Here is a 25,692-nt window from a genome sequence, read left to right on the forward strand (position 1 = left end):
TAATATTAAGTTATCACTTATTTGTCTACAAATATATCCAAATTATCGAATTATTAATATTTTTATTCAACTATGAATATAAAATTTATGAATATCATGTTTGAGAAAGCATAATTACATAGATGATGATTTTAAAATATTTAATCAGAAATGATAAACCGGCTGTTGGGTTGCAGGTAAGATACCGGAACAATGATATTGACAATGAGAGATTTCAGACGATACGACTTACTGAATTAATACACAAAAAGGCCGTTGACAATCAACGACCTTTTCCATTGTAATGGCTGTTTGAATTCAATTGGTTTGTCAGGATTCCAGAACAATATCCCCGACTGTAATAGTCTGATCGCTGTTTCTGGTAATTTTCAGTTCATACTCATCGTCCCCTTTTTCAAATTCGATGGTATATATTTCAGCCCCCTCCTCTTTAACCATCTCAATGTCTTCGATATCTTCTGCTGTAACGACAGATTGTGCGGCTATAGCCTTTTCCACTTCAGTTTTTATATCAGCAGGAAGAGCATTTATATCCGGATAGTTATACTCTTCTTCATCCAATTTAAGAGTTCCGTTTTCTTCCACCAAAGTAATCTCTACAATTATCTTTCCTTCTTTTAAATCCAACTCATGTTCCACGACTCCATCCTCTTTCTCGGATTCATAATCGATAATTTCGGCATTGGCATGATTCCGGGCCACCCAATCCTTAACGGCATCCGGGATTTCAAGCGGCATTTCTTCCCGATCCCCGTCATCCTCTACTTCTTTGAGCAATATACCTTGCACATCATAATAGAGATCGATTTCCACCTCATTCCGGACACTTTCCATTTCGATCTTATAAGATACAACACCGTCACGTTCTAATTTATAAACATCATCGGTTTCCCATACCTGTGCATCGCTATATAAGGTATTGATCAATGTCTGTTCTGAAATTCCCTTTACCGGATTACATTTGGTTTTCTCAAAAGATTGACGTATGGCTTCCGGTAGTTCACTATACGAAATTTCCTGATCTACCAAACGGATGTTGTCATTATTCCCAAACCATACCGATACGGTATCTACATTGGAATCCATAGCTCTGGGCGTTACTTTAGGTAAAGTAAAAGTAGCGATATCGTATTTTTTATCGTTACTTTTCTTCCAGTTGATATTCGCCGCTTTCGGATACTTTTTCAACAATATCTCCTCCTTACTGGCAAGCGAACCTTTACCTCCATCATCATCACTACAAGCCGTAAATGCAGCACTTAAGGCCAGTATTAAACCGAAAATAAATAATTTTTTGCTCATAACATAAAAATTTAATTTCACAATACTTTTTAGTTTTTGCCGTTATATCCGGACAACCCCGTTTTTATTTGGGAAAACAAAGAAAATATCCAATTCTAAAGAAATTCTGAACATTTACTTTATCCGGCATTTTTTTTGAAATTTAGTGCAAAAGCTCGGTTTGTATGGGTTTTATTATTTATTTTTGATTTCAAACCATAAAAAATTATGAAATTACTGATTATAGAAGATGAAAAAGATTTATCGGGTTCCATTGAAAATTATCTTCACTGTGAAGGTTACATCTGTGAATGTGTATACGATTACGCCACTGCAGAAGAAAAAATACTCTTATATGACTATGATTGTGTCATAGTCGATTTGACCCTGCCGGATGGAAACGGCCTGGACATTGTCTACAAACTGAAATCCCGTAAAGCCGATGCCGGTATTATCATTATCTCCGCCCGCAACTCAACCGACGACAAAATCAAAGGCTTGGATATCGGTGCCGATGATTATCTGGCAAAACCGTTCAACCTTTCGGAACTAAACGCCCGATTGAAATCCGTTCTGCGCCGAAGAAATTTCGGTGGACAAAAAGAGTTCAAATACAACGAAATCCGGATTCTCCCCGACCTACATGCCGTATTCGTCAACGAAAACGAAATCGAATTTACCCGGAAAGAATACGATTTACTCACTTATCTGATTATCAACCGGGAAAGAGTATTGACAAAAGAAGCCATCGTAGAACATTTGTGGGGAGACTATATGGGTATCGGCGCCGATACCTTCGATGCCTTATATACACACATGCGTAAATTACGTAAAAAACTACAGGATGCAGGAGCAGAAGACTATATAGAAACGATATATGCCGTAGGTTATAAATTCACCCTGAAAGAAAAATGAAACTATCCAAAATTTACAAAAGATATACCCTGGTGACACTATCATTGGTACTTATGATCGGTAGTCTCTCACATTACGGTATCATCACCTACTTCATCCACCGTTCTGCCGACCATACACTGAAAGAATACCGGGAAAATACAGAACATTACATCCGGGAACACGACACGCTGATTATCTCCGACAACCCGGTACTCAGCGATAGTCGTATAACAGCCGTAGTCGTAGATCCCGATATTTATCTGGAAGAATATTTCCGTGACACATTGGTGTACAGCCCTTATAAAAAAGAAACGGTAGTTTTTCGTCTTCTGTCTTACACACTACAGACGAAAAACGATAATTATATGCTGACTTTATGGCAAGCTACAGTAGACACCGAAGATGTCCTTTGGGCCATAGGTGTATCCCTGCTGGTTTTATTCATCTTATTTGCTCTGTTCTCTCTCTGGTGGACCAAATGGTTTGTCGGTAACCTTTGGCATCCTTTTTACCAAATATTGGAGCAGTTAAAGGAATTCGACCTGCTCAACCTCCATACAATAAAAGTAAACAAATGCCGGGTTGACGAATTCAACACATTAAATGGCGTATTAAACCGGATGTTGGACCGGATTCAGAAAGACTATATTTCTTTACGTGAATTGACAGAAACGACTTCCCACGAGCTACAAACTCCTCTGTCAATTGTAAAGGCCCGTCTTGAATTATTACAACAAAACAACCAGAATAGCATGAAAGACACGGAACTGATTCAATCTGTAAGCAGTGCCGTAGACCGTGTCATCCGTCTCAACAGATTTATGCTGACGATTGCAAAAATCAACAACGACCAGTTTCCTGCCGGTAAACTTATCTCCATAAACAATTACATTGACGATTTTTTACAAGCATATGAAGATATGATCGAAATGAAAAACCTGAAAATACAAAAATTACATTCGGCCGATTTAAAACTCTACTTACATCCCCTATTGGCTGAAATGTTAACCTCTAATATACTGTCAAATGCCATCCGGTACAACATCAAAAACGGCCATATCCGGATCCAAACAACCGACTCTACATTATCGGTAACGAATCCCTACAACAATATAATCCCTGCCGGCGACCTTTTCGCCCGGTTCAATAAATCGGGACACGAAAAAGAAGCGACAGGGTTAGGACTCGCAATTGTCAAAAGTATATGTGAAAAGAACAACCTCGATATACGAATCGACATGACGGCAAACGAATTTCATATACAACTGAAAGTCAGACAGTCATAGTCAGAATAATTAGTTCCCGGATTCTGTTTTTATAAAACTTCCCGGATATGTTTGTAATTGGAGCGGATGGTATCTATGACTTCCTTGCCTTTACCATTTAATAAAAGCTTATACATAGATTTAAACATCCCTACCATTTGTTCCCATTCGACCTGCGGAGGCATCGCCAAGGCATTGGGATCTGTCATAACATTTACGAGTACCGGACCGTCAAAATCAAACGCCTCTCCCAAAACAGAAGCAACCTCTTCAGAATGCCGTATGGTAAAGTTTTTCATTCCCATAGCTTCTGCCACTTTGGCAAAATCCGGATTCTGCATATCCGTTTGCCAATCCGGTAGTCCGGCAACCTCCATCTCCAATTTCACCATACCCAAAGCCCTGTTGTTGAATACAATCAATTTCACCGGTAATTTATACTGTACAATCGTACTTAAATCTCCCAATAACATCGACAATCCGCCGTCTCCGCAAAGAGCGACAACTTCTCTTCCCGGATAAGCCAAAGCTGCCCCGATAGCCTGAGGCATCGCATTCGCCATCGTACCGTGATTAAAAGAGCCGAGCATCTTACGTTGTCCGGTAGCTTCCAGATAGCGCGCTCCCCAAACACAAGTCATTCCGGTATCTACCGTAAAAACAGCATCCCGGGCTGCCAGTTCATTTACGACAGACATGACGTATTCCGGATGTATTTTATTTTCTCCTCCCTTATCCTCAACATACACGCTCAGATACTTTTTTACTTCGGCATAACGAGCCAATTGCTTACGTAAAAAAGTATCGTTGGTCTTAGGCAGAATATGCGGTATCAATGCCTGTAAAGTCGTTTTTATATCTCCGCACAACCCTCTTTCTATTTTAGCGCGACGTCCCAAACGCTCCGGCCGGATATCTATCTGAATAATCCGGTTATGTACCGGCATAAAAGAAGCATAGGGAAAATCTGTTCCTAACATCAGCAATACGTCTGCTTCATGCATACTTTCATATCCGGAAGGCATACCCAACAACCCTGTCATTCCTACCTCATTCGGATTATCATACTGAATTTCCATCTTGCTTTTAAAAGAATAAGCAACCGGAGCATTCAACAAACCGGCCAACTGTATCAATTCATCGTGAGCGTCCTTTGCTCCTATTCCACAAAAAAGAGTCACTTTCTCCGCATTATTCAAAATATCGGCCAATTCCTGTAATTCATCAAAAGAAGGACAAGCCCTTACCGAAACCGGAAATACACAAGGTGAAGAAGATAAATTATCCGTTGTATCCGCAGCCAGATCTCCGGGTAAACCGACTACGGCAACTCCTTTCCGGGTAATAGCCGCCTGCATTCCTCCCTGCAACATACGCGGTAGTTGTTCCGGAGTTACAGCCAATTGATTGAACAAACTACAATCGTCAAACAACCGGATCGTATTTGTCTCCTGAAAATAATCCGTTCCGATCTCTTCCGATAGAATAGTAGAAGCAATAGCTATTACGGAAGCTCCCGAACGATGGGCATCGTATAAACCGTTTATCAGATGAACATGACCAGGACCGCTGCTCCCCGCACAACAAGCCAAACCACCGTGCAATTGTGCTTCCGCTCCGGCTGCAAAGGCCCCGGTTTCTTCATGCCGTACATGTATCCATTGTATCTTACCGTTCCTCCGTACAGCATCGTTTACCTGATTTAAACTATCGCCGGTCACGGCATAAATCCGTTTCACTCCGGCAGCAACCAACATGTCTACCAATTGTTCTGCAACTTTCATCGTTTATCGTATTTAGGGGTTTTGCTTTATTTCAGACCTTTCATAAGCCTTGAAAATCTCCGCTTCGGTAATATTCTGCCATAAAGCAATAAAATCTCTTTTACAAACGATTTTTTTTATAAAATGTTCGAGTCACACAAGCAGAAAGTATTTTTAAAAATAATCTTTTGTTTCCGGCTCAAAATTTGGACAATTCAAAAAACAATCCTATTTTTGTCGCGCAAAATCAAAACGATTTTACCACACCATTGAGGCGCTATCGTCTAGGGGTTAGGACGTAAGATTCTCATTCTTAAAACAGGGGTTCGATTCCCCTTAGCGCTACTAAAAAGGACCGGTTTTACCGGTTCTTTTTGTTTATAATCCTTTTTCTTCGATATCCCCATAAATAGGGATTGAATTTCTAACCGACAAATTTTAAATTTGCCTTCCGAAAAGATATATCTGCAAAATATGATAAAACCCTCTCTTTACAATAGCGATATGAAAATGGCCGAGTTGATCTTAGCCGATTATAAACTGCTTCTGTTGCTCCCCCGCTTCCAAATGAGCCTCGGGTTCGGTGATCAGACCATAGAAGAATACTGTAAAAAACGTAATATCTCTCCGGTATTGATGGTGATGATATGTAATGTATATTCTTTCGACCATTACTTACCCGGAAGTGAAGATATTTCCAAAATCGACATCCGGCAACTACTGCTTTACTTACAGCGTTCGCATACCTATTATCTATATAACCGTCTTCAAAACATCCAGGAAAATCTTTCGGAGATAACCCGGGAACTCAATAAGCAACAGGCACAACTATTCGACCGCTTTTTTGAAGAATATAAAAATGAAGTAATCAACCACTTCGAATACGAAGAAAAAACAGTTTTCCCCTATATCCTGAACAAACAAGAAGGGAAACAGACAAGCGGTTATAACATCGATATATTCGAACAAAACCACACGAATATAGAAGACAAGCTGAACGATCTGAAAAACATCATCATCAAATATTTACCGGATCATTCGGAAAATCAGAAAAGAATAAGCCTTCTGTTCGACATCTTTTCATTGGAAGAAGATTTGGGAAAACACACCTTGATTGAAGACAAAATACTGATTCCGTTAGTGCAAAAATTGGAAAACGGTTATGACATACACTAAGAAACATTACCGGGTCGTTCTGATTGAGCCTTCAGCCATTATCAGTGCCGGTATCCAGGAATTATTAAAACCGTATAAAGAATTCGAAATCATTGCGGTGTTAGCCGATTGCAGCCATTACACCGAGCGTATCCGGAATTTAAATCCGAATTTAATCATCTTAAACCCGATGATTATCGATTTCAAATACCGGCATTGTGTGGAAGAGATTTTTAACGGGAAAGAAGAAATACCCCTCGTGGCACTCGTCTATCAATACATAGAACCGGAAATTTTAAAACATTACAAAGCCATAATAGACATTGCCGACGATCAGGGGAAAATGATCCGCAAACTATCCCAGGTCGTAGACTCAAATCCCACAACTCCGGTAACACCGGAAAACGAATTGACGGAAAGAGAAAAAGAGATACTGATATCTGTGGCAAAAGGAATGATTAATAAAGAAATCGCCGAACAACATCACATTTCAATTCATACCGTCATCACACACCGCAAAAATATTACCCGGAAAACCGGCATTAAATCGGTGGCCGGCTTAACGGTGTTTGCCATTCTCAATAATCTGATTGAAATGCAGGAAGTCGAATAAAAACCTACCTCAATTTATTACGGTTAAAATGAGGAGCTACTTTCACAACAAAAAATAAAGTAGATACGACAGTAAGGCAGCCTCCGATCAGGTAAGCATGATTGAAACCTCCGAAAGCCTCCGCCACAACACCCCCGGTCATTAAGCCGATGCCGATACCCACATCCCAACTGGTCAAATAAGTCGATGTCGCCGTACCTCGTTGACTGTTCGTACCCAAACTTACAAACAAAGTATTAAAAGCCGGAAACATTGTTCCAAAAGCCACACCTTGCAAAAGGGCTATACCCAAAAATAAAACGGATGTCACTCCGGCATTCCATTCCATCAATCTTTCACAGGCTGAAAGGGCAAAAAAACTGATACACGCCAGATACATACCCAAAGAAATAACCTGAGTTATACGGCCCTTATCCACTTGCCGTCCTGAAAAAATACGGGATACAGCCAAACCCACCGCCATACAGGTAAAGAAAAGTCCCGAACTGGTCCTTATGCCGATTTCCTCTGCATACATAGCGACATAGGTAGTCGTCATCCCATACGGAATAGAAAGCAGCAAAAGAGAAACTCCGGCAGGCAATCCTTTTACCAGGAAAAAGCGATCGAGAGAAATAGGTTCCCGCTTTACCGGTTGTTTATAAGGAGTCTTAACCAACGAAGCCATAATCAATCCTAAACAGCCCGACACCAGTGAACAGGTAAAAATAACCTCATAGGAACAGGCACCGTGCATAAATAAACCGGTCATGGGCCCGAAACTCATCGCAATATTATTAGCAAGCCCGTAATACCCAAGCCCTTCTCCCCGTCTCGATGAAGGTAAAATATCAATAACAATCGTATTACCCGCTACAGAAACCATACCGAAAGCAAAACCGTGTACAATACGTAAAGTGATAAATAAAGCCAATGCCCCGGCCAGCATATACCCACCGAAAATAACGGTAAAAATAAAATAAGATAACAAATATAAAGGCTTGCGGCTAAACGTATCCAGCATATACCCTGAAAACGGACGGATACACAAGCAAGCTACGGTATAACAAGAAAGTATAAAACCGATCATGGATTTACCGGCTAAAAATTGTTCTTTCAGATAAAAAGGCAATACCGGTAAAAGCAGATAAAAAGCAAAAAACAATAAAAAATTAGCAGCAAGAATATAGCAAAAACTTGGAGAAAGAAGCTTATCCTTTATCATCATACTATTCGGAAATTATAAATGCAGTAAAAGCGGAATCCCAGGCACAAAATTACAAAATAATACCAGGTGTTATATCACTTTCCTGAATATATCTTTCCGTAAACTCTTTTATACTGTTCCGAAGATTTCAAACGAAAAACGGTATATAAGCAAAATTACTCCCGATAGTCAATTTACGCCCCTGATGTGCCTCTGTCATTTTTCGGGCCATTCCCGGACGGCATATTATTCCCTCTTCCCGGCAGTTTATACTCCACCGTAAAAGGCCGGGTCGGCAACAATACATATTCCCCGACCAATTCCTCTCCTTCAAACACACCATAGCATTCTCCCAATTTTTTTATCCGGTTGTAAACTCATATTTATAAAATCAGCCGGGATACGCAAAAACATGATCGCGTTCTCCCGGCTTTTCTTTTATATTACCCAAGCCGGTCTTTCCGGCTTGTCAATCCATATTACTTATGCGCTTCCACCCATTTCCGGGCATTTACAAAGGCTTCGATCCACGGACTCACTTCATCTTCTGCACGTCCTTCTGCATAATAAGCCCAGTTCCATGGAAAAATAGCTCTTTCAAGGTGGGGCATCATAGCCAGGTGACGGCCGTTTTTACTACAGATGGCAGCCGTTGCAAACGGGGAGCCGTTCGGATTGGCCGGATAAGCATTGTAGCTGAATTTCATCGGGATGACATATTCATTTTCGGCATACGGCAAACTGAATTTTCCTTCTCCGTGGGCGATCCAGATTCCCAATCGGCTGCCTGCCAAGGATTTCAGCATAACGGAATCATTCGGCTCTATCGTCACATTTACAAAACCGGATTCAAATTTATGGGAATCGTTATGTAACATTTTCGGCATTTCCTCATGTTCCGGATAAATCAATCCCAACTCCGCCATAACCTGACAACCGTTACAAATACCGATACTCAAGGTATCTTCACGTTTGTAGAAATTCTCCAAGGCCTGACGGGCTTTTTCATTGAATTTAAAAGCACCCGCCCATCCTTTGGCCGATCCCAGTACATCGGAATTCGAAAACCCGCCTACAAAGGCGATCATATTCACATCTTCCAGTGTTTCACGTCCGCTGATCAGATCAGTCATATGCACATCCTTGACATCAAAACCGGCCAGATGCATAGCCCAAGCCGTTTCACGCTCACACTGACATCCCTTCTCCCGGATAATGGCAGCTTTCACGCCCGACGGTTTCGTCCGGTGGATATCCAACCCTAAATCAGCTAGTCTGCCCGTAAAATTTTCAGGAAATTTATATTTCAACTCATTGTGCTTATAACTCTTATATCTCTCCAACGCCTTTTCTTCGCCACTTTGACGACGGTCGAGCAAATAAGAAGTTTTAAACCACAAATCGCGCAAAGAAGCAATATCCAACATCCAGGAAGCCTCATCTTTTCGGATATTCAATTGTCCGGCTTTTCCCGGTTTTCCCAAGAAAGCATAAGCGACTCCTACTTTTTCAAAAACAGCCGCCGCCTTCTTAGCATCTTTATCGGCAATCTGAATCAACACACCCGGATTTTCCGCAAACAGAATCTTGACGATATCCTTTTCCGCCAGGAAAGAGAAATCGATATCCAATCCCAACCGATTGTCTGCAAAACACATCTCCAGAAGTGCAGTTACCATACCTCCGGCAGAAATATCATGTCCGGCTAAAACCACCCCTTCCCCGACCAACTGCTGTATAGCTTTGAAAGCTTCTGCAAAATACTGTCCATCCTTTACATCAGGGACCTCTCTACCTACTTTATTCAAAATCTGGGCAAAACTGGACCCGCCCAATTTCAGCTTATCAAATGAAAAATCGACATAAATAATCTCCGTCGCCGGATCATTTTTTAACACCGGCACCACGACCTTTCGGAAGTCTGTAACTTCTCCGACCGTAGAAATAATAACGGTTCCGGGAGCATATACCTTCTTGTCCCCATATTTTTGAGTCATGGAAAGTGAATCTTTACCGGTCGGGATATTCACGCCTAATTCGATAGCAAAATCACTGGCAGCCTGTACAGCCTGATACAACCGGGCATCTTCACCCGGATTACGACAAGGCCACATCCAATTGGCAGAAAGAGATACCCCTTTCAATCCTTTTTCAATCGGCGCCCATACCAGATTGGTCAATGCCTCTGCAATAGCAAGTCGCGATCCGGCAGAAGCATCGGCCATAGCAGCCACCGGAGCATGCCCGATAGAAGTAGCGATACCGCGATGACCGGAATAGTCCAAAGCAACGGCGGCAACATCACTCAAAGGCAACTGTAACGGACCTACACACTGCTGACGTGCAATCTTTCCGGTCACAGAACGATCCACTTTATTTGTCAACCAGTCCTTCGATGCAACGGCCTCAATTTGTAAAACCTGCTCGACATATTCTTCCAGCTTATCGGCAGAATATTCCGGACCGGTATACTTTTCCTGTATCGTTTTATCCTCCATAATCGTCTTGGGAGGATTCCCGAACATATCTTTCAATTCCAGATCAATCGGTTTCTCTCCGGTATTGGCATTCTCAAAAGTGAACTTCATATCTCCGGTCGTCTCCCCGATAACATACATCGGCGCCCGCTCACGATCGGAAATATGCTGCAATGTAATCACATCTTTCTCTTTCATCACCAATCCCATCCGTTCCTGTGATTCATTACCGACAATCTCCTTGGCAGACAAAGTGGGATCACCGACCGGTAATTTTTCCATATGAATCTTACCACCGGTTTCCTCCACCAATTCCGACAGGCAATTCAAATGCCCGCCTGCTCCGTGGTCATGAATGGAAACGATGGGGTTCACTTCGCTTTCAGCCATAGCCCGGATCGCATTACAAACCCGTTTCTGCATTTCCGGATTAGAACGCTGTACGGCATTCAGTTCAATCGCTCCGGCATATACGCCTGTATCTACAGAAGACACAGCACCACCACCCATACCGATCCGGTAATTGTCTCCCCCCAGCAACACCACTTTATCCCCGACCTCGGGCGTGTGTTTCATAGCTTGTTCGCGATTACCGAAACCGACTCCCCCGGCCTGCATAATCACTTTATCATATCCGTAAGTCTGTCCGTCCTCCTCATGTTCAAACGTCAGCAAAGACCCGCAAATCAACGGTTGCCCGAATTTATTTCCGAAATCCGAAGCCCCGTTCGACGCTTTGATTAAAATATCTTCCGGCGTCTGATACAACCATTTCCGGGGATCAATCTGTTCCTCCCAGGCCCGGTCTGCATCCAAACGCGGATAAGAAGTCATATAAACGGCAGTTCCGGCCAGGGGCAAGGCTGCCTGACCGCCGGCGATACGGTCCCGGATTTCTCCGCCCGTACCTGTCGCTGCACCGTTAAAAGGCTCTACAGTCGTCGGGAAATTATGAGTCTCGGCCTTCAAGGATATTACCGTATCGATTTCCCGGACTTCATAAAAATCCGGTTTATCATGGGTATGCGGTGCAAACTGAACTACCCTCGGTCCTTCAATAAAAGCACAATTATCTTTATAAGCAGATACGATCCGGTTCGGATTTTCCTGCGATGTTTTTTTGATCAGTTTAAAAAGGGAACTCTCTTTCTCTTCTCCATCAATAATAAATGTACCGTTGAAAATTTTATGACGGCAATGTTCCGAATTCACCTGAGAGAATCCGAATACTTCTGAATCCGTCAACGGACGTCCCAACTTCCGGGCCAAACCTTCCAAATAAGCAATCTCGTCTGCATTTAAGGCCAACCCCTCCTGTACATTATAAGCACGTATATCCTCAATGTATACAACCGGATCCGGCTTCTTGTCTATTGTAAAAGAATGTTGATCCAATCCCTTATAAAACGCCTTCAACATCGGGTCGAAAGGGGTTTGCTCACGATCGGTCTTCATAAACTCTTCAATACGCAAAATGCCGCTGATACCCATGTTCTGTGTGATCTCAACGGCATTCGTACTCCAGGGAGTAATCATTTCACGACGAGGACCGATAAAATAACCGTCGAGCGAATCTTCCTTCAACCGTTTAGCTCCGCTGAATAACCATTCCAGCTTACTGACATCAAGAGGATTTTCAGACGCCCTGTAATGTACGGCATATACCGTAGCGTCTTTCTGATAGAAAACTATACTCATGCTTTATAATCTATAATAATTTATTCCAAGTAATTACGAGTGTACAAAGATAAGCATTTTACCCCTATATCCCGCAGATAACAAAGATTTTCACATAAAGTTTTAGATCGTCCCGGATTTAAAACCCGGAACTAAAAACACCCCACTTCACACCTACCGTCAATACTGTACTTTTGTATTATCCCGACAATAATAAGTCCCTTTTACAAATTTTCCTTTATTCAAAGTTCCGACATAAACATCTCCGTTATTCAAAGCATAAATACCTTCTTTGGGATATCCGTCTTCCCACAAGCCACAAAACAATTCTTTCTCCAATTCCCATTTTCCGACACCCATTCCGTTAGGAATATTCCTTTTTACCCTTCCGTCATACTCAAAACGGGTATCGTAATTCCGAAAAGACTCCCAATCCGCAACGACAGCACCGGTATAATAATATTCGTCTCTTCCATACATATGCGATCGATCGTTGGCAGCATTATACTCATTTATAAAATCAGTAAGAATCTTATCCCGCATACGCCTGTCTTCCTCTTCCACATATCCCCCAAAAGCCGTCACATAGCAATTCATAGCCTCCGTCATACAATACTCCATTCGTTCAGTGCCGTACAAGGACTTGCGCAACCATACATTTCCCAAATAAAACATTGCACTTCCTCTTTGGGCATCTTTCAACAATACAAAAGCCTTATCCATATTCTGGCTGTATCCCCCTTTCCCCATATAAGTCAGTATTCCGGCATAATTTCTAGCCAACCTGTTCCGGGTCGAAAAACCTGCATTGGGATCATAATACTTCCGGACCAGCCGGGCAGCCTCATCATAATCCCTGAAACGGGAATCAAACAAATAAATTTCTATCAATTCACAATCCGCCTCATAAACATATTTTCCTTCCGGTAGTTTTGCCGCTAACTTCAAATACTTCAGTGCTTTGCTCACATCCTGATTCAGCCATTCACAACCCGATTTATACTTCTGTCCCAAAAACAAACAGGCCCCAGGCTCATCCCTGACGGCAGCAGCCATAAGTAAAGAAGTATCCCCATCACTCCTTAAAAATAATTTATAATATGCCTTACCACTCCATTCCGGATCGCTTTTCTTCGACAAACGCGTCAAATAACTCACCGCTTTCTCTCCCCTTGCCTTTTGAGCCTTCTCCCACAATACCTCCGGACGATTCATATACCAATATATAATCCCTATAACAATGACCACGGCACCCAACACACCGTATATCATTCTTTTTACATAAACCTTCATAGTACTGCATTAAAAACCAATCGGTTAACCTATTTCATACAATTATCTGCAATTCAAAATTTTAACTTTTTAAAGATAAATATTCAAAATTACAAATCCTAATCCTTATGCTCTTAAATATAATTTTAAATCATCAGACAACTTTCTTTTCCTTACCAACCACACCCTCAATCTAAAATTTACAATTTATCATATATTTGTTATCTTTGTTCCATCAGAGAGGAATACTTATTCTTCGCATAACAGCTATTTATCTCAACCTTAATTACATGGAAACACCAAGAGGTACGACGCCAAGCGGACGCATTGACATCGCAGACATATTACGTGGATTTGCGGTAATGGGAATTATTGTTTTACACAGCATCGAACATTACAACTTCTATTCCTTCCCCGAAGTGACGGGAGAATGGCTGAAATTCACCGATACGGTAATCTGGGAATCCATGTTTTTTACTTTCGGTGGCAAAGCTTATGCCATATTTGCCTTACTTTTCGGATTCAGCTTCTTTATTCAGGAAAACAGGCAAAGAGAAAAAGGAAAAGATTTCAGAGGCCGGTTTGCCTGGCGTCTGGCACTATTGTTCCTCCTGGGTAATCTAAACGCCATGTTTTTCACGGCCGAAATATTGGTTATGTATTCCATGGTTGGCTTTGTCCTGATTGCCGTATGCCGGTGGAGTACCCGCTGGATACTGATTACTGCTACCTTCTTAATGTTACAACCTATAGCCTGTTGGGACGTATTTTCGGCCTTAACCGACCCGGCTTATACAGGAGATAAACAACTGGCCGGCTATTATTTTACACAGGCATTTGCCGTACAGGAAAACGGCACATTCTGGGAAACATTGAAAATGAACTTGTGGGAAGGCCAATTGGCCAGCCTCACATGGGCCTGGGAACACGGCCGTATATTCCAGACGGCCGCACTGTTCATGTTCGGTATGTTAATCGGGCGTACCGGTAAATTCCTATATTCAGAAGAAAATATGAAATTCTGGTTCAGAGCTCTACTCACCGGCATCATCGTCTTTTTCCCATTGACAGGATTAGTCAGCATCCTGCCTGAATTTATCTCAAATACAGCGGTCACGATACCACTGAACCTCATCCTTCAATCCCTGGCCAATCTGGCTTTCATGGTATTTATCATATCAATTCTGATCCTGTTGTTCTACTCCTCTAAAATAGCCCGACTCATGCGCAGACTCATCCCTTACGGCAGAATGAGCCTGACAGACTACATCACTCAATCGATCATGGGTTCCCTGTTGTTCTATGGCTGGGGATTTGCATTACACAAACACATGGGAATTACCGCAAGTTTTTTTATCGGAATCGTATTGTTTCTCCTGCAATACGGCTTTGCCTGTTGGTGGATGAAATCCCATAAAAACGGACCCTTCGAATGGCTTTGGAAAAAAGCCACCTGGATCGGGGGCAAAAAATAACGGCATTACTCCAAAGGCAATTCGGCTGCCAGAAAAGGAGCGGTTATCGAATGTTTACAAACCAGCATCTCTGCAGGTGTACCGCAGAAAAGAAGTTGGCCCCCCATCTGTCCTCCGCCGGGACCTAATTCAATAACATAATCGGCAGCTTTCAGAACATCCAGGTTATGTTCGATTAGAAACACAGAATTGCCTTGCTCCACCATGGTATCAAACAAAGCGATAATATGATGTATATCTTTGACATGCAAACCGTCTGTCGGCTCGTCCAATATAAATATTTTCCCTCTACTTCCCAGATAAGAAGCCAGTTTCATCCGCTGTAACTCACCACCCGATAAAGTTGAAAGCGCCTGGTTCAGATGCAAATACCCCAATCCAACCTGCATCAACGGCAGTAACTTCTTCTCGATAACAGTACCGGCAAAACGGACAGAAGCCTTTCGTACCGTCAAATCCATTACTTCGGCAATTGTGAGTCCGTCCACTTTATACTGTAATGCTTCCGGGGAATAACGCAAACCACCGCAAGCCTCACACACCGTCTCAATAGCATCCATAAAAGCCATATCCGAAACGACAACCCCCTTTCCACCACACACCGCACATCCGCCTTTTCCGTTAAAAGCGAACATACTTATCCCAGCACCACTCTTTTGACCGAAAATTTTGCGAATATCGTCGGCTACACCTAAATAGGTAGCCGGTGTAGAACGCAAACTGACTCCGATATTACGCTGGCTGATATAAACGACCTCCCCCTGCTCCTCAACCGACCGGACCGAAGCTTTACGCGATCCTTCCGGTTCTTCAGTTCCCGAACCTTTGTCCCCGTTACAACTTTCCCTGAAACACTGCATCAGCGAACTTTTTCCGGAACCGGCAACACCGGCAATAACAGCCAGCACTCCCACAGGCAATTTAACCGTTACCTCTTTCAGATTATGCAAACAGGCATTTTCCACCGTCCACCAAGCTGAAGGAACACGAAAATGTTGTTTCAACGGCAATTTTTCTGCTATCATCTGTCCGGTTAAAGTACCGCTTTTCAGTAAACCCGCATAATCTCCTTCATACAGAATATTTCCTCCCTCTACACCCGAACCGGGCCCCATATCCACAATATGATCGGCAATCTGTATCATTTCCTTATGATGCTCGACCAGCAACACGGTATTTCCATGATCCCGCAACTTCCGTACCGATTCTTTCAACAAATGAATATCATGGCTATGCAATCCTACACTGGGTTCATCCAGTACATACAACATATCCGACAAGGCCGAATTTATATACTTGGCAATCTTACAACGTTGTGCCTCTCCTCCGGAAAGCGTTCCCATTCCCCGGTCCAGCGTCAGGTACCCCAAGCCGATTTCCAGCAAAGCCGACAAACGGCCGATCAGCGCCTCCTTCATATCTGCCGCCAAAGGATCGTCGATATGCCGTATCCATTCCAGCACATCCGGAACAGCCATACTCGTGACATCTGCCATATTCTTTCCGCAAATACGACAAGACAGTACTTTATTATTCAACCTCGAGCCTCCGCAATCGGGACATATTCCGGTCGTCGTCATCGGATCGAGTATCGCCCGGTGTAGCTTTCCTTCCTCCGAATTGATACAACTTCGGTACATCCGGGTCATTAACCCTTCATATTTGGCTGTTTTCGGCCATTCTGCCGGAGGATTCTTCAACCGGATCTGCGGTGAATACAAAAACAACTCCAGTTCCTCCGCAGAATAATCCCGTATTTTCTTATTCAAATCGAACAAACCGCTGCATGCGTAACGAATCCACCGCCATTCTCCCGGCTTGAAGGCAACGTAATTGATCACCCCATCCTCATTCAGAGATTTATCGAAATCAACTAATTTATGCACATCCAGTTCCGTTATTGTCCCCAATCCGTCACAACGGGTACACCTGCCTTGAGGATGATTGAAAGAAAACATATCGGAATAGCCGACAAAAGGTTTCCCTACCCGGGAAAAAAGCAAGCGAAGCAAAGCATAGATATCCGTATAGGTTCCCACCGTAGAACGGGCATTAGGAGCCGGCTTTTTCTGATCGATCACAATAGCTACCGGCAAATTTTCAATCTTATCCACATGCGGCCGGCCGTACTTCGGCAAATACTGCTGTACAAAGCTAGGGAAAGTCTCATTCAACTCCCGCCGGGATTTGGCGGCAACCGTATCCAAAACCAAAGACGATTTTCCGGAACCGGACACACCGGTAAAAATAGTGATCTGTTTTTTCGGTATCCTCAAAGAAATATGTTTCAGGTTATTCTCACTGGCACCCTCCACAATAATATAATCCTGTGTCATTCCATCCATATTAAAACCTGACAAATATAAGATTTTCCTTATTTCTCCATCCTCCGAACCCACTCAATCTGCATCTGAAAAATACAATTGGCTGCAGAGTAAATATTCTGCAGCCAATCCTTTTCTCACCGAAGCGATACAGGCCGATAGGCCAAAATCGTAAATTTACAAATACATCTTTGCAGCCTGCTCACGAATAGCCTCACTGGTGATATAATCATCGAATTCCATACGCTTATCTATCGTTCCGTTCGGCGTCAATTCAATAATCCGGTTACATACCGTCTGAATAAACTCATGGTCGTGAGAATTCATCAACACAATGCCTTTGAACGACATCAGCATATTATTAAATGCCTGAATAGATTCCAGATCCAGATGATTGGCAGGGGAATCCAACACCAATACATTCGCATTCTTCAACATCATCCGGGCAATCATACAACGCATCTTCTCTCCCCCCGACAATACTTTCACATTCTTGTAAATATCTTCCCCCGAAAACAACATCTTCCCCAAAAAACCCCGTAAAAAAGTCTCACTTGTATCGGAAGAAAATTGTCCCAGCCATTCGATCAAAGTCATATCCGTATCGAAATAAGCTGAATTATCCATCGGCAAATAAGCAGTCGTCACCGTAACTCCCCAACTATAACTACCGCTATCGGGCTTTACATTATCGGTTATGATCTCCAGCAAAGCTGTCATAGCCCGCGGATCTTTCGACCAGAATACGATCTTATCCCCCTTCTCCACTGTAAACTCCACATCCTTAAACAACCATTTTCCCTCCACTTGCTTGCTCAAACTGCGTACATCCAGAATCCGGTCCCCGACTTCCCTTTCCGGTGTAAAAATAATCCCCGGATACTTGCGGGTAGAGGGCATAATCTCCTCCACATTCAATTTTTCCAACATCTTTTTACGACTGGTTGTCTGTTTGGATTTCGCCACATTTGCACTGAACCGTTGAATAAATTCCATCAATTCTTTCTTCTTTTCCTCTGCTTTCTTATTCTTAGCCTGAGCCTGACGTAGTGCCAACTGACTGGATTCATACCAGAAACTATAATTACCGGCAAACAACTGCACTTTCCCAAAATCGATATCCACGGTATGGGTACTCACGGCATCCAGAAAATGACGGTCGTGGGACACGACCAATACCGTATTTTCATAATTCGAAAGGTAATTCTCCAGCCACATCACAGTCTCAATATCCAAATCGTTCGTCGGCTCATCCAATAACAAATTATCCGGCTTACCGAACAAAGCCTGCGCCAACAAGACACGCACCTTTTGCTTACCGCTTAAATCCTTCATTAAAGAATAATGCAACTCCTCCTGTATTCCCAATCCACTAAGCAAAGCTGCAGCATCACTTTCGGCATTCCAACCGTCCATTTCGGCAAATCTTTCTTCCAGTTCCGCAGCACGTACACCATCGGCATCTGAAAAATCAGGTTTGGCATATAAAGCATCCTTCTCCTTCATTACATTCCACAAATCCATATATCCTTGCAATACAGTATCCAACACCGTACACTCATTATAAGCATGGTGATCCTGCTTCAATACCGACAAACGTTCTCCGGGACCGAACATCACATTTCCCCGGGTAGGCTCCAACTCACCGCTTAAAATACGTAATAAAGTAGATTTCCCGGCTCCATTGGCCCCAATCACCCCATAACAATTTCCCGGTGTAAACTTCAAGTTTACATCCTGAAACAAAACACGTTTTCCGAACTGAATTTCTAAATTTGAAACTGCAATCATTCCTATATTCTTTTATGCTGATTATCAATATTTTCCACTTTTATCAAAGCGTCGGCAAAGATACAGTTTTATTTTCAAATTCACAAGCCAGAATATACAATCCCAATTTACCTTTAATCCTTAACACTTCCCAATACATTCAACCGTGCAATAACATTGCGTTTATGCTGCTTACTCACCGGAATCCGATGATCTCCGATGCATAACCGATTTCCGATAAAAGAATCGATATACGTAATATTGACGATATAAGAACGATGCACACGAATAAAAAGACGGACAGGTAAGTGTACTGCTAATTCCCTTAAATTAAAGGATAACAACATTTTTGAACCATCCCTTAAATACAGACGGCAATAACTTCCCGAAGCTTCAATCCAACGAATAGTATCGAAATCTATACGCTTGAAATAATCGCGATCCTTTACAAAAATAGAATTCATCTGTTCCCTGGCTACCCATAGTTTCAGTTGTTCCGACAAATCCTCATTCGTTCCGCCCTGACAGAAATCCGACAAAGAGGCAACCTCCGGATGTGCGGAATCTTCAAGATAATTCACAATATCTTTATACAAACACTCCGACACAGGAATCAATAACACACCATTCACAGTTTCGACAGATAAATATCTTTCCATAACATTGACATTGATATTTGCACAAAGAAAGGTAGCCATTAAGTAAAAATCACTGAAATTAAATTTACAAACAGCCATATTTGTTTGTATAATATAAATTTCAATTTTTAATTCATATTTTATATATTAATTATCAATGAATAAATTGATTTTTTTAATAAGCAACAATCCATTATGCATAAACACCCCTCATTTTTCCAAAGCAAATAAAATAAATATTAAACAAACAAGCATCGGAATCTTATTTTTAAATAAGAAAATCAGTCATCAATTTGTGTTAAACAGTCAGACGAACCCGAGACTGCTTCAAAGTAAAACGAGCTTTATTTACTGCAAAAATGACGATATTCAGCAGGAGACAATCCAAAATAATCTTTAAAAATCCGGTAAAAACTACGGGCGGAACCGAACCCGGATCTTTCCGCAACGACCTCTATTTTTTCATTTCCTTCCGTTAATATTTTCAAGGCACACTCCAGACGCAAACTATTGATATATTCCGTAAAATTTTGACCCGTACAAAAACGGATCGCATTAGCCAATTGATTTTTATTGGTACACAAACGACTCACCATTTCGTCCCGGGTTAAATTGGGCCGTAAAAATAAACGTTCCATTACAACCAAGCGATCCAAATTTTCAAATAATTCCCTCTCTTTACAATTCACCTGTATTTTATGTTCACCTTTATATAACATACCGATCCGCCTCAGCATCTGACGATAATGAATGCCTTCCTCTATTTTTCCGACCAATATCCGGTTTTTATTTTTCATTCTGTTAGCATATATTCCGACACCTATCAACATAATAATACCTACCGAAACAAAGCCGAATAATCTGCCTATAAATGTTTGTTTTTTCTTTATAATCCCTTCTTGTTCCTGAATTCTTTTTTCTTTTTCCTTAACACTATACAATACGGACATTTCCGTAATCCGGCTACGCTGCTGCCGTTCTTGTAAACTATCCGCCAAAACCAAAGCTCTTTTCAAAAAATGATAAGCCTTCCGGCATTGTCCCAGGTCAGCATAAATCTCCGATAGATTTTCATAACAAACCCTCATATTAATATCTATTGTATCTTTCTTCATCACCTCATACTCCCGTCTCATATCTCTCAAAAAACAAAGGGCTTTCTCATATTGTCCGGCATTCTTCAAATAAGGGAAACCGTATTCCCGCCCTTCCAATGTTGTTGCAAAATGTGTCTTTTCGAACTTTTCAAAATAAGAACCGGCTAACCTACACTTTCCCTCCTTCTGATATAGATAAGCCAGCTTGGCATATAAATATCCCCGCTGCTGGTCAATATACCCTTCCTGTCCCCCCAATTCTTCCATCTCGCGTAATAACTTTTCCCGCAATGTTCCGATTTTCAAGGCATAGGAAAAACGACCGTCCGCATCCGCCATGGTCATAATTTCTCCATAAACATACGACAACAACTTTTTTGTACCGGGATTTTTTCCATTCTCCAAGATATTCAAAGCCTTTTTAAAATCCCGGTATGCTTGTTCTTTCCTTCCGATCTGCCACTCGATTTGCCCGATCATAAAATAACAGTCACCGATACTCCATTCATCTCCTGACTTCTCCCCACGTTCCAATAACAATAAACAATATTCCAGTGCATTCTCATAATCCGCCATTCGGTAATAAACATTCACGATTCCATTCAGTACGGTAAAAAAATACGCATCACGCACACGAACGGAATCTGCCTGCAAAGCTTTCTCCCAAAATCTTACAGCCAACTGGTCCAGCCTCATAATTTGATAGATCTGCCCTTGTGCAATGTCTATTCTGAACTCCGGAACCCGCTGAAAATGATTCGATTCTTCCATTTGTCTTAATGAATCGAGCAAAACCAAAGCCATTTGAGGATCCCGATACTTAATTTCCCGGATTTTATACAACAAATCTTTTGTATTTTCTTCGGTAAACCCACAACATATTACCCACAAACAATACAATAAATAAAAACAACGCATTCTTTTTGAAATTTTATTTACAATACAAAAAGTCCGAAGACTTACGCCTTCGGACTCATATACATTCAATATACCAAAATCAGGTGCAATTATTTCATCCCGTACATTTTTTCGTAATACTGCTGGTATTCCCCGCTCGTTACATTATTCAGCCACTCCTGATTCTCCAGATACCACTTCACGGTTTTCTCGATCCCTTCTTCAAACTGTAAGGAAGGTTCCCAGCCCAATTCATTTTTTAATTTCGTCGAATCTATGGCATAACGTACATCATGTCCCGCCCGGTCGGTTACATGCCTTATCAAATGCAGGGACGTCCCTTCCGGATTTCCCAACAAACGATCCGTAACCCGGATAATCACTTTAATTAAATCGATGTTCTTCCATTCGTTAAATCCGCCGATATTATAGGTATCTCCCACTTTCCCCCGATGAAAAATCAAATCGATTGCCCTCGCATGATCCTCAACGAACAACCAATCCCGTACATTCTCCCCCTTTCCATATACCGGCAACTCTTTATTGTGCCGGATATTGTTGATAAATAAAGGAATTAACTTTTCCGGAAATTGAAAAGAACCGTAATTATTTGAACAATTCGAAATTTTTACAGGCAAACCGTAGGTATCGTGATACGCCCTTACAAAATGATCCGACGAAGCTTTCGATGCCGAATAAGGGGAATGGGGATCGTATTTGGTCTTTTCCGTAAAAAATCCCCCGTCGGGCTGTAAAGACCCGTACACCTCATCTGTAGATACATGATAAAATAATTTCCCTTCGAATTTACCCTCCCAGGCCAGCTTGGCCGCCTGCAATAAACTCAATGTCCCCATCACATTCGTTTGGGCGAAAGCAAAGGGATCTTTGATCGAACGATCCACATGGCTCTCTGCAGCCAGATGAATAACCCCGTCTACCCCATATTCTGTAAAAACAGACTGCATCATAGAAAAATCGCAAATATCCGCTTTCACAAATACATAATTGGACTTATTCTCCACATCTTTCAAATTCGCCAGATTTCCGGCATAAGTCAGCTTATCCAGATTGATGATCCGATACTCCGGATACTTATTCACCATCAATCTCACCAAATGCGAACCGATAAATCCGGCACCTCCGGTAATCAATATATTTCTCATCAAAATTGAAAATTAAATATCAAACATGCTTATTCTGTTTCCGTTCATCGACTATCGTCGGTTTTCCGGTATCAAATTATACATACAACGAGTCAGTGCTTCCTGCCATTCCGGTATTTCCAGGCTAAAACTTTTCTTTATCTTCGTCTTATCCAAAACAGAATAAGCCGGACGCTTCGCCTTCGTCGGATACTGCTCTGTCGTCAGCGGTTCGACACGACATTCCATACCGCCAGCACTCATAATTTCCCGTGCAAACTCATACCAGGAACATATGCCCTCGTTCGAATAATGGTACACACCCGGCTTCTCCATTACATTATCGTCACTTACAATCGCAACAATCGCCTTTGCCAGATCACCCGCATACGTCGGTGACCCGATTTGATCCGATACCACTCTTAACTCCCCCTTTTCTTTTGCCAAACGTAACATTGTTTTTACAAAATTATTCCCGTCTTCCGAATACAACCAGGCCGTCCGGATGATTACGGACAAACAATGCGAAGCGGCTATCGCTTTTTCTCCGGCTAACTTTGTCCGGCCGTATACACTCTGCGGATTTACCCGGCTTTTTTCCGTATAAGGCTCGGTAGCCGTTCCGTCGAATACATAATCCGTCGATACATGAATCAACAGACAATCTTCATCATAAGCAACCGTTGCTAAATTAGCCACAGCCTCCGTATTGATCAGGGCAGCCTTTTCCGGCTCATCCTCGGCCTTATCGACTGCCGTATAAGCTGCACAATTTATAATAGTATCAATCTCATGCAATTGCACAAACCTCCGGACAGCTTCCCGGTCCGTAATATCCAATTCAGCTAAGTCCGTATAAAAAACATCGTCCAGCATCGTAAAACCGATCCTTTTCAAGGCCGTTCCCAATTGTCCGTTTGCTCCGGTTACTAATATATTTGCCATAATCGTTATTCTTAAAAACTTCCGGTTTCAAAAACCATATTTCTCCCCTTCAATGCCACATCTGTTCAAAACCCGATCCCTCCTTTCCGAATACCCAAGACATGTCAATCCCTCCCAAATTATAAATCTGCAATCAACGGATGTTTCTTATCTTTATCCGATAAAATACGTTCCTGTTCCGGAATCTGCCAATCGATCCCCAGTTCCGGATCATCCACCCGGATTCCCCCTTCATATCCCGGCGCATAATAATTATCACATTTGTACTGGAAAATAACCTCCTCACTCAAAACGGCAAAACCATGAGCAAAACCTCTGGGTATATAAATCTGTCGTTTATTCTCCTCACTCAACTCTACAGCCACATACTTTCCGAAAGTCGGCGACCCTTTTCGAATATCGACATTCACATCCAGAACCTTTCCTTTAACAACCCTCACTAACTTTGCCTGCTCATAGGGAGGCCGCTGAAAATGCAATCCCCGGATAACCCCGTATCGCGATTTTGATTCATTATCCTGAACAAAATTAACTTTTCCCACCTTCTCCTCAAATTCCTGCTGGGAAAAACTTTCGAAAAAATACCCCCGGCCATCTGTAAAAATACGCGGTTCGATAATTACCACACCCGCTATAGCTGTTTCAATAACATTCATAATCTTTCGTTTTAGGAAAAAAGACCCGTTCATCTTCTTCTATTCTGCTTTATTGCGGCAGAAAAATACGTCGGCAACCCAACGAAACGACTTTCTTCCTGTCCAAATCTAATTTCCCGATTCTGCTATCAATTTATAAAGATACTGTCCGTACTGATTTTTTTTCATCGGCTCTGCTATTTCACGAAGTTTACCGGCAGTAATCCAACCTTTCCGGTAAGCAATTTCTTCCAGACAAGCCACTTTCAATCCCTGGCGCTTCTCAATAACTTCGATAAAAGTAGAGGCCTCCGACAATGAATCGTGCGTCCCCGTATCCAGCCAGGCAAATCCTCTGCCCAACACCTGTACCTTTAACTCATTTTGACTTAAGAAAATCTGATTCACCGTTGTAATTTCCAACTCTCCCCGGGCAGAAGGCTTTATCCGGGAAGCAATATCCACCACCCCATTGGGATAAAAATACAAACCGACCACTGCATAATTCGACTTCGGTTTTTCCGGTTTTTCTTCCACACTCAACACATTGCCGTTTACATCAAACTCCGCAACCCCATATCGCTCCGGATCACTCACATAATAACCGAATACTGTCGCTTTCTGCTCTTTCTCAACTGTATTTACAGCTTCTGCCAGCATCTTCCCGAACGACTGTCCGTAAAAAATATTATCCCCCAATACCAAGCATACTGAATCGTTCCCGATAAACTCCCTGCCGATCAGAAACGCCTGCGCCAATCCTTCCGGATGCGGCTGTACCGCATATTGAAAGGTCACGCCGAAATCCGAACCGTCTCCCAACAAACGCCGAAACCCGGAAATATCTTGCGGAGTCGAAATGATCAGAATATCCCGGATCCCCGCTAACATCAACACCGATATCGGATAATACACCATCGGTTTATCGTATATGGGTAATAATTGCTTCGATACACCTTTTGTAATGGGATATAAACGGGTTCCCGAACCTCCGGCTAATACGATTCCTTTCATACATTAAAACATCAAATTGTTTACAAAGATAGTGCAAGCCGAATGCAGAACCAAACTTATTTGAGCTATGTGAGGCGCAGCTTACTTGAGCAAAGGTAAAAAAAATACTTGAGAATAAGAGCAGATAAGCACAGGAAGGTTGTTAGCACCCGGGGACGGGGGTAAA

18 protein-coding genes, 1 tRNA gene and 1 pseudogene are annotated in these 25,692 nt (G+C 42.2%); 6 read left to right on the top strand and 14 right to left on the bottom strand.

Going from position 1 to position 25,692, the window contains the following annotated elements:
- Positions 1-309 precede the first annotated feature (309 nt).
- Positions 310-1,302 (bottom strand): PepSY-like domain-containing protein, encoded by a 993-nt coding sequence (locus DD657_RS07730; protein WP_287049447.1) that lies wholly within the window; start codon positions 1,300-1,302, stop codon positions 310-312.
- Positions 1,303-1,509: 207 nt separating this feature from the next.
- Between DD657_RS07730 and DD657_RS07735 the strand changes: the two genes are divergently transcribed.
- Both DD657_RS07735 and DD657_RS07740 read left to right on the top strand, forming a co-directional pair.
- Positions 1,510-2,196: a response regulator transcription factor gene (locus DD657_RS07735; RefSeq protein ID WP_068689779.1), complete on the top strand. Its 687-nt coding sequence runs from the start codon at positions 1,510-1,512 to the stop codon at positions 2,194-2,196.
- A complete protein-coding gene (locus DD657_RS07740; RefSeq protein ID WP_287049450.1) occupies positions 2,193-3,464 on the top strand; it encodes a sensor histidine kinase in 1,272 nt (423 codons plus the stop codon). Before DD657_RS07735 ends, DD657_RS07740 begins: the two co-directional genes overlap by 4 nt.
- Positions 3,465-3,493: 29 nt before the next feature.
- Here DD657_RS07740 and DD657_RS07745 read toward each other — a convergent pair whose 3' ends face one another.
- Positions 3,494-5,227, bottom strand: coding sequence for a thiamine pyrophosphate-dependent enzyme (locus tag DD657_RS07745; protein ID WP_287049451.1), 1,734 nt, complete (start codon positions 5,225-5,227; stop codon positions 3,494-3,496).
- Positions 5,228-5,479: 252 nt separating this feature from the next.
- Here DD657_RS07745 and DD657_RS07750 point away from each other — a divergent pair.
- The 3 genes from DD657_RS07750 to DD657_RS07760 all read left to right on the top strand — a co-directional run bounded on the left by DD657_RS07750 (position 5,480) and on the right by DD657_RS07760 (position 6,974).
- A tRNA-Glu gene (locus DD657_RS07750) sits at positions 5,480-5,551 on the top strand.
- Positions 5,552-5,680: 129 nt separating this feature from the next.
- Positions 5,681-6,382 carry a hemerythrin domain-containing protein gene (locus DD657_RS07755; protein ID WP_021986482.1) on the top strand — a complete coding sequence of 234 codons (702 nt, stop codon included), beginning with the start codon at positions 5,681-5,683 and terminating at the stop codon, positions 6,380-6,382.
- Entirely contained in the window at positions 6,369-6,974 is a 606-nt protein-coding gene (locus DD657_RS07760; RefSeq protein ID WP_068689784.1) for a response regulator transcription factor, read from the top strand. The genes DD657_RS07755 and DD657_RS07760 overlap by 14 nt, the downstream gene beginning before the upstream one ends.
- Before the next feature lie 4 nt (positions 6,975-6,978).
- Here the strand turns inward: DD657_RS07760 and DD657_RS07765 are convergent, their stop codons facing one another.
- The 4 genes from DD657_RS07765 to DD657_RS07780 all read right to left on the bottom strand — a co-directional run bounded on the left by DD657_RS07765 (position 6,979) and on the right by DD657_RS07780 (position 13,607).
- Positions 6,979-8,178: an MFS transporter gene (locus DD657_RS07765; protein ID WP_068692157.1), complete on the bottom strand. Its 1,200-nt coding sequence runs from the start codon at positions 8,176-8,178 to the stop codon at positions 6,979-6,981.
- 176 nt (positions 8,179-8,354) lie between these two features.
- On the bottom strand, positions 8,355-8,516 hold the full coding sequence (locus DD657_RS07770; protein WP_287049454.1) for a hypothetical protein: 162 nt from the start codon (positions 8,514-8,516) through the stop codon (positions 8,355-8,357).
- Positions 8,517-8,639: 123 nt separating this feature from the next.
- A complete protein-coding gene (purL, locus tag DD657_RS07775; RefSeq protein WP_287049455.1) occupies positions 8,640-12,335 on the bottom strand; it encodes a phosphoribosylformylglycinamidine synthase in 3,696 nt (1,231 codons plus the stop codon).
- Positions 12,336-12,494: 159 nt separating this feature from the next.
- Positions 12,495-13,607: an SEL1-like repeat protein gene (locus DD657_RS07780; protein ID WP_287049456.1), complete on the bottom strand. Its 1,113-nt coding sequence runs from the start codon at positions 13,605-13,607 to the stop codon at positions 12,495-12,497.
- A 269-nt stretch (positions 13,608-13,876) separates the two neighbouring features.
- On the opposite strand from DD657_RS07780, the gene DD657_RS07785 reads away from it, so the two are divergent.
- Positions 13,877-15,061: a DUF418 domain-containing protein gene (locus DD657_RS07785; RefSeq protein ID WP_068689789.1), complete on the top strand. Its 1,185-nt coding sequence runs from the start codon at positions 13,877-13,879 to the stop codon at positions 15,059-15,061.
- Between the two features lie 5 nt (positions 15,062-15,066).
- Here DD657_RS07785 and DD657_RS07790 read toward each other — a convergent pair whose 3' ends face one another.
- The 8 genes and pseudogenes from DD657_RS07790 to rfbA form a co-directional block, all read right to left on the bottom strand.
- Complete coding sequence (locus DD657_RS07790; protein WP_287049457.1) at positions 15,067-17,397, bottom strand: ATP-binding cassette domain-containing protein; 2,331 nt, start codon at positions 17,395-17,397, stop codon at positions 15,067-15,069.
- A gap of 165 nt (positions 17,398-17,562) precedes the next feature.
- Positions 17,563-19,179, bottom strand: a pseudogene (locus DD657_RS07795) (ABC-F family ATP-binding cassette domain-containing protein); the annotation flags it as partial.
- 110 nt (positions 19,180-19,289) lie between these two features.
- Positions 19,290-19,814 (bottom strand): LytR/AlgR family response regulator transcription factor, encoded by a 525-nt coding sequence (locus DD657_RS07800; protein WP_161945858.1) that lies wholly within the window; start codon positions 19,812-19,814, stop codon positions 19,290-19,292.
- A 323-nt stretch (positions 19,815-20,137) separates the two neighbouring features.
- Positions 20,138-21,808 carry a helix-turn-helix domain-containing protein gene (locus DD657_RS07805; protein ID WP_287049459.1) on the bottom strand — a complete coding sequence of 557 codons (1,671 nt, stop codon included), beginning with the start codon at positions 21,806-21,808 and terminating at the stop codon, positions 20,138-20,140.
- Between the two features lie 89 nt (positions 21,809-21,897).
- On the bottom strand, positions 21,898-22,953 hold the full coding sequence (rfbB, locus tag DD657_RS07810; RefSeq protein WP_021986493.1) for a dTDP-glucose 4,6-dehydratase: 1,056 nt from the start codon (positions 22,951-22,953) through the stop codon (positions 21,898-21,900).
- A 51-nt stretch (positions 22,954-23,004) separates the two neighbouring features.
- A complete protein-coding gene (gene rfbD / locus DD657_RS07815) occupies positions 23,005-23,877 on the bottom strand; it encodes a dTDP-4-dehydrorhamnose reductase (protein ID WP_118774050.1) in 873 nt (290 codons plus the stop codon).
- Between the two features lie 119 nt (positions 23,878-23,996).
- Entirely contained in the window at positions 23,997-24,533 is a 537-nt protein-coding gene (gene rfbC, locus DD657_RS07820; protein WP_068689797.1) for a dTDP-4-dehydrorhamnose 3,5-epimerase, read from the bottom strand.
- A 108-nt stretch (positions 24,534-24,641) separates the two neighbouring features.
- Positions 24,642-25,526, bottom strand: coding sequence for a glucose-1-phosphate thymidylyltransferase RfbA (gene rfbA, locus DD657_RS07825; RefSeq protein WP_021986496.1), 885 nt, complete (start codon positions 25,524-25,526; stop codon positions 24,642-24,644).
- Positions 25,527-25,692: the final 166 nt, after the last annotated feature.

The sequence above is a fragment of the Culturomica sp. genome (assembly GCF_003524185.1).
Taxonomy (GTDB): Bacteria; Bacteroidota; Bacteroidia; order Bacteroidales; family Marinifilaceae; genus Culturomica; species Culturomica massiliensis.

Coding starts and splice junctions, on each gene's coding strand:
- rfbD (WP_118774050.1), bottom strand. CDS start 23,877: ATGGCAAATATATTAGTAACCGGAGCAAACGGACAATTGGGAACGGCC.
- DD657_RS07765 (WP_068692157.1), bottom strand. CDS start 8,178: ATGATAAAGGATAAGCTTCTTTCTCCAAGTTTTTGCTATATTCTTGCT.
- DD657_RS07805 (WP_287049459.1), bottom strand. CDS start 21,808: ATGCGTTGTTTTTATTTATTGTATTGTTTGTGGGTAATATGTTGTGGG.
- DD657_RS07745 (WP_287049451.1), bottom strand. CDS start 5,227: ATGAAAGTTGCAGAACAATTGGTAGACATGTTGGTTGCTGCCGGAGTG.
- DD657_RS07800 (WP_161945858.1), bottom strand. CDS start 19,814: ATGGAAAGATATTTATCTGTCGAAACTGTGAATGGTGTGTTATTGATT.
- DD657_RS07790 (WP_287049457.1), bottom strand. CDS start 17,397: ATGACACAGGATTATATTATTGTGGAGGGTGCCAGTGAGAATAACCTG.
- DD657_RS07780 (WP_287049456.1), bottom strand. CDS start 13,607: ATGAAGGTTTATGTAAAAAGAATGATATACGGTGTGTTGGGTGCCGTG.
- rfbC (WP_068689797.1), bottom strand. CDS start 24,533: ATGAATGTTATTGAAACAGCTATAGCGGGTGTGGTAATTATCGAACCG.
- DD657_RS07760 (WP_068689784.1), top strand. CDS start 6,369: ATGACATACACTAAGAAACATTACCGGGTCGTTCTGATTGAGCCTTCA.
- rfbA (WP_021986496.1), bottom strand. CDS start 25,526: ATGAAAGGAATCGTATTAGCCGGAGGTTCGGGAACCCGTTTATATCCC.
- DD657_RS07735 (WP_068689779.1), top strand. CDS start 1,510: ATGAAATTACTGATTATAGAAGATGAAAAAGATTTATCGGGTTCCATT.
- DD657_RS07730 (WP_287049447.1), bottom strand. CDS start 1,302: ATGAGCAAAAAATTATTTATTTTCGGTTTAATACTGGCCTTAAGTGCT.
- DD657_RS07755 (WP_021986482.1), top strand. CDS start 5,681: ATGATAAAACCCTCTCTTTACAATAGCGATATGAAAATGGCCGAGTTG.
- purL (WP_287049455.1), bottom strand. CDS start 12,335: ATGAGTATAGTTTTCTATCAGAAAGACGCTACGGTATATGCCGTACAT.
- DD657_RS07785 (WP_068689789.1), top strand. CDS start 13,877: ATGGAAACACCAAGAGGTACGACGCCAAGCGGACGCATTGACATCGCA.
- rfbB (WP_021986493.1), bottom strand. CDS start 22,953: ATGAGAAATATATTGATTACCGGAGGTGCCGGATTTATCGGTTCGCAT.
- DD657_RS07740 (WP_287049450.1), top strand. CDS start 2,193: ATGAAACTATCCAAAATTTACAAAAGATATACCCTGGTGACACTATCA.